Raw genomic sequence first — 10,966 nt, forward strand, 5'->3', positions numbered from 1 at the left:
CCGGCCTTTGGTACATCGGTCATGCGACCAATGTACGTCATTCGGTATTAGCATTCCTTTCGAAATGTTGTCCCCATCTGAAGGGCAGGTTGCCTACGCGTTACTCACCCGTTTGCCACTAGAATCCATTTCTAACACCCAGTCTCTAAGTGTTAATCACTATTTTAAGTGTGGTGAGGCTCTGTTTTCGGGGCCTCACGACGCTGTCTCAGTGACAGTCATCACTCAGTTACTCGGTGTTAGAAATGTCTTCCCGTTCGACTTGCATGTGTTAAGCACGCCGCCAGCGTTCGTCCTGAGCCAGGATCAAACTCTCCAAAAAAATATTTTGAAGAACCTGAATGGCTCTTAAAGTTTCTAGAATTACCTTTTAATAAAGGAATTTCATAGTTTTGCACAAACTATTATGTATGTTTACTGTTTATAAAAACAGTACCATCATCTGGCTTGAATCATGTGTGCATGATTCTTGTTGCATTGTTTAGTTTTCAAAGAACACTCTGCTTTCTCAGAAGCCCTTGCTTCGTTAGTCAGCTTCTATATAATATCGCGAAGATGCTTTAATGTCAAGCACTTTTTGATATTTTATTTTTTGTTGCTCACTTCACTTTTCAAAGTGCTTAGTGGCGACAACATCGATAATATTACTATCTTTTACCGTCATTGTCAACTCTTTTTTACCCAATTATTTAAATTAATATTCAAATCACTGTTGTAAAGGTGTGCTGTGGAATTCATCAGCTCCACTGTTAGTCCCTCATTATAGGCTGTTACAAGGTTCACCGCCGTATTATCCTGACGTATATGCCACATATTTCTTAGTGGCATCCCCAAAGCATGGCAAAGCAATGTCCTTATTACACCGCCGTGGGCAGCAATAACCAAAGTCTTATCCGGATTCTCCGTAATCAGAGCCTCCATTTTGCCAGCTGCCCGTTCCTGAACCTGGGCAAATCCCTCCCCATCCGGGCAGGTCAATAGATCGGGCCTGGTAAATAACAAATCATGCTCCTTTGGCCACTGGGCATGAATTTCATCATAAGTTAGTCCCTCCCATTTGCCAAAGCTGATTTCACAGAATTCCGGACAGGGCTCCACTGGCAAATCAAAGACAGCACCAATAGCCTCAGCCGTTTCTTTGGCGCGGACCAGAGGACTTGAATATATGGCATCAATCTTTTCTACAGGAAAATAATCAGCCAGCATAGCGGCTTGTTTTCTTCCCACTTCACTAAGTTCAATATCAGCCTGTCCCTGATATTTTCCCAATTTATTCCATACTGTCTGACCATGTCGTACCAATATCAGTTTTGTCATTCAATCCCCTCCTACCTTTCCGCCAATACCTGTCTAATCGCCATTACCAGCTTTTCATTTTCATTCATCAGTCTGACAGCAAATCTAACATGATAATCGTCCATACCTGGATAATTACTGCAATCTCTTACAAGAATTCCCTTGCCACCCATGGCCTTTACGAATTTGCTGCTGGTCATACCAGTTTGCTCAACGCTTACTAATATGAAATTTACTGAAGGTTTATATACCCTCATCCCTTCTATGGATGATAGAGTCCTATATAAATAATCAATACATCCCGATATAATTTGTCTGGAATCCATTTGGTAGGTTTTATCCTTTAATGCTGCCACTCCTGCCATCTGGGCCAGAAGGTTAACATTCCACGGGTCCCTGCCAGGCTCTATTTTACCCATAAGTTCACTATTAGCCACTCCAAATCCAAGACGCAACCCCGGAATAGCAAAAAACTTTGTCATAGAACGGAGTACCAAAAGATTCGGGTACTTTTCCACCAAATCCATCACAGTATAGTGCTTATCACTGGACAAAAAGTCCAAAAAGGACTCGTCCACCAAAACATCAGTACCGGACCTTGCTGCCGCTGATATTATTTCTTCCAGATTATCTTTGGTTAGCAGCTCCCCGGTTGGGTTATTAGGATTGCCAATTACCACAGCATCTACCTTGGGCAAAAGCTCCATCAAGGACGGTATGTCCAGGGTAAAATCCTGCTCCTTAGCCATATATAGTCTTTCAATATGGCATCTTGCCGCCATGGCCGCCCTTTCGTATTCACTAAAAGAAGGCACAGGAACCAAAACATTTTTAGGACTGCGGCAATGGAAATAAATATACATTAATTCTACAGCACCGTTCCCCAAAACTACCCTGTCCGCATCAACACCATAGTGCACAGAAATAGCCTGCTTCAGCAATGTCCCTGTAGGATCAGGGTAGTGAACCAGGCCCTCCATATTGTCTATTATTGATTTTTTTATACTATCTGATAGTCCCAGTGGGTTAATATTAGCGCTGAAATCCACAACCTCATGATTGCGGACCCCAGCGCTATACACATTACCACCATGTTCAAAAGGCTTCATGCTTTAAAAAACATCCTTACAAAATTATCGCTGCCTGATAATCCAGCCACCTGGTATCAGACGTTCAGTTTCAAAATACTCCATGTGTGGGAACTTTGCCTCCACTGCCTTGGCAATATCCAGCACCTTGCGCATTGATTCATCAGGCTTAAAGAGAATGCCCAGCATAGTACCGCTATGAGCCACATTTACCCCTAGAGCCCCCTGACTCTTGGCAAATTCAATAATCTCCTCCAGTTGTGGTTTCTCCACGATTTTCTGGTTGGCACGAGCACTCATAGTAGCTACTCTGGCTATATTTTCCGGAGAAAAATCCTTCTTCAGAGAATCCACTGCTTCCAACAATTCTGCCGGACTATTTTCATTACCATGGTTTTCTGAATAGTCTGAATGAAACTCAACGGTATTTACTGTTCCGCCAGTATCAAACATAGCAATTATCATCTTTGGCACCGGTTTATAGCTCTCAATGAGCTTACCGGTCATGTAGTCCATCTGAACCACGCCAGGATAGAATACGCCGTCAGTTGGTTCAATACCAGATGCAAGCTCTGCCACTTCCTCTGGCTCCAGCTCATCATCGATTGCAGTTGCCACTGCCTGTATAACTGCTACAATATCCGCTGTGCTGGATGCCATTCCTTTGCCTGTAGGAAGTTGTGACTCCAAAGCCAAACCAAGTGGAAAATCCGTAAATCCCATATACCCCACCGTGTTTTTCAGCGCTGCACGAGCTTTCTTGCCCAAACCAGTCTTCGCAGAGGTTCTTTCTGTTACTAATGCTCTAGAATATAGACCTATTGGACATGTAACCAAAAATGGCTGCCCCTCTCTCCAACCCTGTGCTATTTCACCACAGGATCCAGGTACTAATACTTCTAATAACATATATATCTCCCCCTCTTAAAAAGGTATTTTACATGTAAATGCAATCATAACAAGCAACTCGCACAGGGTGCACACTGCACCATAAACGTCACCGGTGACTCCCCCTATTTTTTTAGTCACATAATTGCAAAAACACGTTGTAAACAAAAATGATACAAGAACTGCTATTAATGCATTGATTCCCCACGGGAGGACCAACGCCAGTCCATATAAGAAAACCACCCCCAAGGTTTTCTTACCAGTATATTCGCTAAAGGCCTTTCCCATTCCTTCTTTTCTCGCATAAGGATAAATCGTTATGGTAAAAACCATCATCATTCTGGATATAATCGGCATTACAAAAAGTGCTGCCGGTAAGGCTTCAACTGGTACATCAGAAACAGCTCCATACTGAAACATCATCAAAAGTACAAAAGCCACAACGCCAAAAGCACCAGTGCAGCTGTCCTTCATAATCTCCAGCATTCGTTCCCTGTCCCTGCCGGAAAATATTCCATCCACCGTGTCCATAAAACCATCACAGTGAATACCACCAGTTAGAATAACCGGCATTGCCACAAACATCACATTTAAAAGATGATGTGGCAGAATTATGCCAAGCTGCGGAAACAGGTCAGTAGCCAGCCAGGCCACCAGGGAATATATACATCCCAATACCGCCCCCACAAGTGGAAAGTAACGGACACTTTTACCGAAATCTTCTTCCGTCCAGACCGTCTGCTTAACAACACATATACGGGTCAAAAATTGCAACCCGATAAGAAATGCCTGCATTTACAGCACTCCCATACTACAAATCACAAAAATTATATGACATACTATCAAAAACAAAATCGTATCCGTATACATCAGACGAATTGTCTTCATAATATGGTCAAATCCTATCTCTTCAATGGGATCACCCATATATTCCCGAAAATGGACCTTGCCAAAATAGGAATTGAAGCCCCCCAAACGTATGTGAAGCGCACCGGCAACAGTAGCTTCAGCCCATCCTCCATTAGGACTAGGGTGCTTGGAGGCATCCCTTCTGAGAATTTTCCAGGCTTTTTTGCCGTCATAGCCCAATATAAATGCCGATACCACAAATAACAGACCAGTTATTCTTGCGGGAATATAGCCCAAAACATCGTCCGCTCTGGCTGCCACCCGACCAAAATAGATATATCTGTCATTCTTGTAGCCCACCATGGAATCCATGGTATTAACCGCCCTATAAAGGAAGGCCAACGGCACACCTCCTATAGCAAAATAAAATAGTGGTGCAATAATGCCATCTACCGTGTTTTCCGCTATAGTTTCAATGGTAGCTCTGGATACCTCCCCTGGTGTCAGCTCATCCGTATCCCGTCCTACAATCCAGCCCACCTTGTATCTGGCGTTATCCAAGTCATCTGCAACCAGATAGCCATAAAGCTCCTTGCCGGCTGCCGCCAGGCTCTTCGGTGAAATTGTAAAGCTAAGAAAAAAAGCCTCTATAAGGGTTACAACGTATATATCATCTAACATTTTCACTAAATTCATTATACCATTTACTACAGCAAAGGTGAATAGTAAAACCAAAACAACCAGCATTCCTCCAAGCACCAGCTTCTTCTTGTCACTATCTTCCTTACCGTAGAGCATTCCTTCAATTCCCGCTATGAGATTGCCAATAAGCACCACAGGATGGAGCTTACTTCTGGGATCTCCCACAACTGCATCAATAAAGAATGCCAATATAGCCGTTATCATTAATTATTCTCACCCATTATTTCCATCAGTTTATCCATGTCCAAATGCTGCTCTACTATATCTGCCAGGCGTTCATAGCTTTGCTGCTTTTCTGCCATGACATTTCTGGTATTTTTCAATGGCTCCAGTCCCTTGGTAATACGCACAGCATTCAAAACGCTTCGTCTAAATTCGTCATTATCAAAAACACCATGAATGTAGGTGCCAAAAACATTGCCCTTGGCACATGCAGTACCCTCAATGCTGTTGCATTCCGTGCGGCTCCGTTCTTTTATCACAAATGGATGACTGTCGGATTCCCTTGTAAAATCCGTCTGCCCCATGTGAATTTCGTAGCCTGCCAGATTGCTGGCACTGATGCTTTGACCCATAAAGCCAAGATTATTGCAATCTGCCTTCACCTGGGAGGTGAGCTTCTTTTCGGCAAAAAGGGTAGTCATTCCCAGAAGGCCCAGACCATTTACTTCGTCATTATCCGACTCGGTATGATGAGGGTCCATTATCCTTTCCCCCAGCATCTGATAGCCGCCGCAAATGCCGATGACAGCCTTCCCCGCCTCAGCATGCTTTTTTATCAGCTGACCAATACCGGATTTTTCCAAATACAGCATATCCTCAGTAGTATTCTTGCTTCCCGGAAGCATTACAATATCCGGGGTACCAAAATCTGTGGCATCCTGAACATAGTATAAGGAAACATCACCTTCATTGGACAGAGCATCAAAATCTGTAAAATTGGAGATTTTCGGTGTCTGAATTACGGCAATCTTAATATCCCCATCAGTAGGCACAGCCTGCTTGTCCTGGAGGGAAACTGAATCCTCGTCATCAATTCCCATCTTTTCAATATGAGGCACTACACCCAGAACCGGCTTCCCCGTCTTATTCTCCAAGAACTCCAATGCAGGAGTAAGAAGGCTTACATCACCACGGAATTTATTGATAACAAGCCCCTTTACCAGATCCCGTTCATCCTCATCCAAAAGCTCCAAGGTTCCCACCAGAGAAGCTAAGGCACCGCCTCTGTCAATATCCGCAATCAAAAGAACAGGAGCATTTAAATACTTTGCCACCCGCATATTCACAATATCATTGGCCTTAAGATTGACCTCAGCGGGGCTGCCTGCTCCCTCAATAACAATAGTATCATATTCCCTGTCAAGGCGACCCAAAGCCTCCTTTACTGCCTCAAAGGCCTTTAAAGAATACCCCTGATGGTACTCCTTTGCAGACATATTGCCCACTGGCTTACCCATAATAACCACCTGGGAACAGGAATTACCCGTTGGCTTTAAAAGTACAGGATTCATATCAACCATAGGCTCCATACCAGCAGCCTCAGCTTGGGCCACCTGGGCACGACCCATTTCGTCACCATCTCTGGTAACGTAAGAATTCAGGGCCATATTCTGGGCCTTGAAAGGCACCACCCGCTTGCCCTGTCTATAAAAAATACGGCAAAGTGCCGTGGTCAATATACTTTTTCCCACATGGGATGAGGTTCCCATGCACATAATCTTGTTTGCCATCTCTTACCTCATTACTATCATTACATCAAATATTTTCAGCAATCTTCTTTATATCCACCGGAATTCCGGACACCACCAAGAAAACCTTTTCTGCCACCTCTGCCAGCATCTGATTGGCAAGGCCGGCCAAATCCCTGTACTCTCTGGCCAGACGATTATTAGGAACAATTCCCGAGCCCACCTCATTGGTAACAATAACCACCGTGGTATCAGATTCCAAAATCGCTGTTATTAATTTCTTCAGCCTTTCGGTAACAGTTTTATAATTGCCGTCAAAATCATCTATATCTTTAACAGTGCTTAAAATATTGCTTACATATATGGTCATGCAATCAAACAAAAACATATCGTATGACTTGCCATGTTCACGGATAACCTCATGGGCACTGTCTGGTGACTCAAAGGTTTCCCAATCAGCCGGGCGTCGCTCACGATGCAGCTTTACCCGGTATTCCATTTCCTCGTCGCATATTTTAGAGGTGGCTATATAACCAATTTTCTCACCATACTTTGCCACATAGCGCTCGGCAAAGGAGCTTTTTCCACTCCTGGCACCGCCGGTAACTAAAATAATCCTGCCCATATTTATACCTTATTTCTTCCTTCTGTACTCAACGCATTTTTCAATAAAGCTGTCCGCTGCCTGAGGATAGCCCGCAAAATGCAAATGGAGATAAGAGCCCAGCACATTTCCCTTGCTGTAGCCCCCAAAATATTGGGAGCCATTTCTGGATCTGGTAAATTTAAAAGCCCGCTCGGCCTCAGCATTTCCAGCTTCTGCATCCTCAGTAGAAAAATGAAATTCGTGACCTTTTATCACATCGCCCTTTTTACCCAAAATTCCATCCGTCTGCAATTCCGCGGAAACATAGCCCACCATTTGGAGGCGGCTGTTCATCTTTACACGACATGGGAGAATATCACACATAGGAAATACCCTGCCGTCAAAATCCTCCATGGCCCTGCTCAAAAACATAAACCCACCACACTCAGCGTATATTGGCATACCACTATTGGCTGCACTTTTTATACTTTCTATCAGAGTCTTGTTGGCACTGAGCTTATCCGCAAACATTTCCGGAAACCCACCACCAAAAATCAGCCCATCCACCTTTGGCAGCTCCTCATCACCAAGCGGACTGAATTCAACGATCTCCGCTCCCTTTGCCTCCAAAACACGGATACTTTCAGGATAATAAAAGGAAAATGCCTCGTCTCTGGCAATACCAATACGAACCCTAGCTTTGCCATTATCATTACGCTGCCTGTCCTGAACCTTCATGACGCTGGCACTTTTGCCGATACGGATAATCTCATCCACATCAATTTGGGAGGCCATAGCCTCCCCCATGCGATTAATAATCTCCTGCTCCTGATTTTCCTCCACAGGCAAAAGACCCAAATGGCGTTCCGGCATAACGAGACTATCATTACGACGAACTGCCCCCAGCACGGGAATATCAAGCTCATCCAGAGCCTCACGGATTATTTTTTCATGGTTATCAGAGCCAAGACGGTTAAGGATAACCCCCCCTAAATTAACGTCCTTGTCGTACCTTTTAAAGCCCAAAGCCAAAGCTGCCGCCGAAGCTCCCATAGATTTACAATCTAGTACCAAAATCACTGGTGCATCAAGGCTTTTTGCAATTTCTGCCGTAGAGCTGATACCCTTCCTGCCCCCATCATAAAGGCCCATAACGCCTTCGATTACCGCCAGCTCAGCCTTGGAGGCAGAATTGGCAAAAACCTCTGCCATTGTATCCATTGACATCAGCCAGGAATCGAGGTTGTGGGAGGGCTGACCACTGGCCAGCTTATGGTATCCAGGATCTATATAGTCAGGTCCGACCTTATAAGGCTGAACCCTCACGCCCTTTTGTCTTAAAGCCGCCAAAAGCCCGGTGACAATGGTGGTCTTGCCGGAACCGCTCTTGGTAGCTGCTATTACAACTCTTGGAATAAGGCATTCCATTTATAACGCCCCTTAAACTTTATTACACGCGCTCATTATCTATAATATACATAATGGCATTAATAACAGATGCTGCTATCGGGCTGCCGCCCTTGGTACCTTCCACAGTCACATAAGGAACCAGAGTATTTTGGGCAAGAGCCTCCTTGGAATCCGCTGCGCCCACGAAGCCAACTGGAATACCAACTATCAGGGCAGGACGCAGATTTTCTTCCTCCACCATGCGCAGTACCTCAAAAAGTGCCGTAGGAGCATTGCCCACAGCAATAATTGCCCCATCCAAATCCTTACCAAAGCTCTGCATTGCCGCCATGGAACGGGTAATCCCTTTCTCCTTGGCCTCTTTGGCAATCTCAGGATCAGCCACGCGACAGAACACCTCGCCGCCAAAGGTAGCCAGCTTGCGCTTATTAATACCAGTACGCACCATTTCCACATCAGTATAAATATTGCATCCTTTTTTTATTGCTTCCTTGCCGGCTTCAATAGCATCCGGATGCAATCTGATAATAGGAGCATACTCCACATCTCCTGCCGCGTGGATCATACGTGAGTAAACCTTGGTCTCCTCCTCATTGAGATTAAGCCCCTCCAGGTGAGGTGAAATGATTTCCATACTCTTATTTTCTATTTCCATAGGTTTCTTTATAAAATCCATTCCAAAACCTCCATAAAACAATATAAACATTCTTTTCGGTTATTATTGCAACTGTCTAAATTATAACATATAAGCTGCATATTACAAAAGCCGACAGCCCAAGTCTGCCAACTGCTGTAAAAGAATCCATCTTAGGACTTACATCCAGCTGATATTCATATTGGTTGTGTTATAATATATTATGTTGTGTGGGTTACAGCCTTACAACACTAAAACTTTCTATATAAGGAGATTTTTATGAAAAAGAACTTATTACTGGTATCATTATTCGTAGTAGTATGTATGATTTGCACTGCATGCTCCCTTACCCGCGAAAAGGCCGATGTGGGTATCAAGAATCTGGCCACTGCCATGCTTCAGCTGGACTCAAAGGCATTGAACAAGTATGACGATTCCATTAATGTGGAAGAAGACTTTATGGATTCCTTTGTACCTTCCTTCCAGCGCAGCTCCGGTGATTTGCTCACCAAGGATCAGGCCAGAAAAATCGGCAAAGAAATGGTAGCAAAGCTGGCTCAGATTGAAGTGAAGTCCTCCACCATCGTTTCTGAAAAGGATGACGAGGCTGATGTAAAGATTACCTTCGAAAAGTATGACAGCAATGTACTGGTGGCTGATCCAACTGCTGAGGAAAGCAAGAAGCTCCAGGGTGCTGTTGGCTCCAAGGCAGCTCTCCAGGAAGCTTTGACAGATATTTTTGTAAACCGCTTACAGAATGCGCCAAAGTCCGGCACTGCTGATATCACTGTAAAATGCAAGTACAACAAGGAAAAGAAGGTTTGGATGCCTACCGATATGGAAAAATTTGCTGAAGACCTCTACTCCAAGGCTTGGGAAATCAAAGACTAATTATCACAGCTAATTGAAAAGCCTCTCACTACCAATGTGGGAGGCTTTTTTAGTGGTTCATTTTTTCAATTTTGAAAAGGACCTTAGATACTCCTTCTGCTCTGCAGTCAGGCGTCGGCTTTCCACTGCCTTTTGAATGGTTTTACGGTGGGTCCAGTCCTCCAGCCTGTGCTCCTCAATGTAGCCAATGGTGGCTTCATACTGCTTGGCCAGTGCTGTAGCAAAATACCATGCCACCATCATGCGCACGTAGTATTCCTCGGAATGAATTCTCGACACTTTGGCTGGATAGTCTGGTTTAAATGCGTCATCCAGATAGAAGCTCATAAGCATTTCAATACCAAAGCGAATAGTATAGGTTGCCTGACTATTGAGCCACTTATCAATATAGGTAAGCAGTTCATGCAAGTTCTTTTTGAAAATCTTTGGAGATATAAGGTCACAAGTAGCCCAATTATCCACATAGGGCAAAAATGCTTCCAACTCCCGAATTACTGCATCAAAATCCTTCATATTGGAAATGAGAAACCCATGCAGATTATTTTCTTCAATGTATTTATGAGGCAAATCCCCCATAAAAGCCTGGGCTTCCTCAAAAGGGATTTCCTTAGCCAGCTTTCTAAGATCCGGCACCCGCACCCCAATGATTCGATCCTTATCAATCCCCGGCACCAGCTTGGCATGAAAATCACGATATTTCAAGTCTTGTAAAGAAAACAGCTTTTCTTGAATGTTCATATATGCACCTCAATAGCTTTTTATGCTAGCTGTTCTGATTCATAGGGCAAGGTCAAATTATAAAGAGTAGTACACCATTCTCAAACCAATGAGGCAGGCTTCACCAAGAACGCCACGTTTGAGTACCATCATAAATTACACCATTCTCAAACCCAAATTGGACTACTTTTGAAAGAGTCGATGTTTGAGTACC

Annotated in this window: 11 protein-coding genes and 1 rRNA gene; 1 reads left to right on the forward strand and 11 read right to left on the reverse strand. The window is 44.0% G+C overall.

The window, feature by feature from the left end:
• The 10 genes from ACKI5G_RS07570 to ACKI5G_RS07615 all read right to left on the reverse strand — a co-directional run.
• Positions 1 to 322: ribosomal RNA gene (locus ACKI5G_RS07570) — 16S ribosomal RNA — on the reverse strand; the annotation flags it as partial.
• A 344-nt stretch (positions 323 to 666) separates the two neighbouring features.
• Complete coding sequence (locus ACKI5G_RS07575) at positions 667 to 1,317, reverse strand: histidine phosphatase family protein (RefSeq protein ID WP_407399138.1); 651 nt, start codon at positions 1,315 to 1,317, stop codon at positions 667 to 669.
• Positions 1,318 to 1,328: 11 nt separating this feature from the next.
• Positions 1,329 to 2,405 (reverse strand): threonine-phosphate decarboxylase CobD, encoded by a 1,077-nt coding sequence (gene cobD, locus ACKI5G_RS07580; RefSeq protein ID WP_407399140.1) that lies wholly within the window; start codon positions 2,403 to 2,405, stop codon positions 1,329 to 1,331.
• 24 nt (positions 2,406 to 2,429) lie between these two features.
• Complete coding sequence (locus ACKI5G_RS07585; protein ID WP_407399142.1) at positions 2,430 to 3,293, reverse strand: GHMP kinase; 864 nt, start codon at positions 3,291 to 3,293, stop codon at positions 2,430 to 2,432.
• 15 nt (positions 3,294 to 3,308) lie between these two features.
• Positions 3,309 to 4,067, reverse strand: coding sequence for an adenosylcobinamide-GDP ribazoletransferase (gene cobS, locus ACKI5G_RS07590; RefSeq protein WP_407399144.1), 759 nt, complete (start codon positions 4,065 to 4,067; stop codon positions 3,309 to 3,311).
• Positions 4,068 to 5,027: an adenosylcobinamide-phosphate synthase CbiB gene (gene cbiB / locus ACKI5G_RS07595; protein ID WP_407399146.1), complete on the reverse strand. Its 960-nt coding sequence runs from the start codon at positions 5,025 to 5,027 to the stop codon at positions 4,068 to 4,070.
• The gene (locus ACKI5G_RS07600; RefSeq protein ID WP_407399148.1) at positions 5,027 to 6,556 is read right to left on the reverse strand and encodes a cobyric acid synthase; all 1,530 of its coding nucleotides are present in this window, start codon (positions 6,554 to 6,556) and stop codon (positions 5,027 to 5,029) included. Before ACKI5G_RS07600 ends, cbiB begins: the two co-directional genes overlap by 1 nt.
• Positions 6,557 to 6,581: 25 nt before the next feature.
• Positions 6,582 to 7,139 carry a bifunctional adenosylcobinamide kinase/adenosylcobinamide-phosphate guanylyltransferase gene (gene cobU / locus ACKI5G_RS07605; protein WP_407399150.1) on the reverse strand — a complete coding sequence of 186 codons (558 nt, stop codon included), beginning with the start codon at positions 7,137 to 7,139 and terminating at the stop codon, positions 6,582 to 6,584.
• Between the two features lie 9 nt (positions 7,140 to 7,148).
• Complete coding sequence (locus tag ACKI5G_RS07610; protein ID WP_407399152.1) at positions 7,149 to 8,528, reverse strand: cobyrinate a,c-diamide synthase; 1,380 nt, start codon at positions 8,526 to 8,528, stop codon at positions 7,149 to 7,151.
• A 22-nt stretch (positions 8,529 to 8,550) separates the two neighbouring features.
• Positions 8,551 to 9,186 carry a precorrin-8X methylmutase gene (locus ACKI5G_RS07615; RefSeq protein ID WP_407399154.1) on the reverse strand — a complete coding sequence of 212 codons (636 nt, stop codon included), beginning with the start codon at positions 9,184 to 9,186 and terminating at the stop codon, positions 8,551 to 8,553.
• A 237-nt stretch (positions 9,187 to 9,423) separates the two neighbouring features.
• Between ACKI5G_RS07615 and ACKI5G_RS07620 the strand changes: the two genes are divergently transcribed.
• Entirely contained in the window at positions 9,424 to 10,035 is a 612-nt protein-coding gene (locus ACKI5G_RS07620; protein WP_407399156.1) for a hypothetical protein, read from the forward strand.
• 57 nt (positions 10,036 to 10,092) lie between these two features.
• On the opposite strand, the gene ACKI5G_RS07625 is transcribed toward ACKI5G_RS07620, so the two are convergent.
• A complete protein-coding gene (locus ACKI5G_RS07625; RefSeq protein WP_407399158.1) occupies positions 10,093 to 10,773 on the reverse strand; it encodes a DNA alkylation repair protein in 681 nt (226 codons plus the stop codon).
• Between the last annotated feature and the right edge of the window lie 193 nt (positions 10,774 to 10,966).

This window comes from Anaerovibrio sp., from assembly GCF_045637405.1.
Lineage (GTDB): Bacteria > Bacillota > Negativicutes > Selenomonadales > Selenomonadaceae > Anaerovibrio.

Coding starts and splice junctions, on each gene's coding strand:
- ACKI5G_RS07575 (WP_407399138.1), bottom strand. CDS start 1,317: ATGACAAAACTGATATTGGTACGACATGGTCAGACAGTATGGAATAAA.
- cobD (WP_407399140.1), bottom strand. CDS start 2,405: ATGAAGCCTTTTGAACATGGTGGTAATGTGTATAGCGCTGGGGTCCGC.
- ACKI5G_RS07585 (WP_407399142.1), bottom strand. CDS start 3,293: ATGTTATTAGAAGTATTAGTACCTGGATCCTGTGGTGAAATAGCACAG.
- cobS (WP_407399144.1), bottom strand. CDS start 4,067: ATGCAGGCATTTCTTATCGGGTTGCAATTTTTGACCCGTATATGTGTT.
- cbiB (WP_407399146.1), bottom strand. CDS start 5,027: ATGATAACGGCTATATTGGCATTCTTTATTGATGCAGTTGTGGGAGAT.
- ACKI5G_RS07600 (WP_407399148.1), bottom strand. CDS start 6,556: ATGGCAAACAAGATTATGTGCATGGGAACCTCATCCCATGTGGGAAAA.
- cobU (WP_407399150.1), bottom strand. CDS start 7,139: ATGGGCAGGATTATTTTAGTTACCGGCGGTGCCAGGAGTGGAAAAAGC.
- ACKI5G_RS07610 (WP_407399152.1), bottom strand. CDS start 8,528: ATGGAATGCCTTATTCCAAGAGTTGTAATAGCAGCTACCAAGAGCGGT.
- ACKI5G_RS07615 (WP_407399154.1), bottom strand. CDS start 9,186: ATGGATTTTATAAAGAAACCTATGGAAATAGAAAATAAGAGTATGGAA.
- ACKI5G_RS07620 (WP_407399156.1), top strand. CDS start 9,424: ATGAAAAAGAACTTATTACTGGTATCATTATTCGTAGTAGTATGTATG.
- ACKI5G_RS07625 (WP_407399158.1), bottom strand. CDS start 10,773: ATGAACATTCAAGAAAAGCTGTTTTCTTTACAAGACTTGAAATATCGT.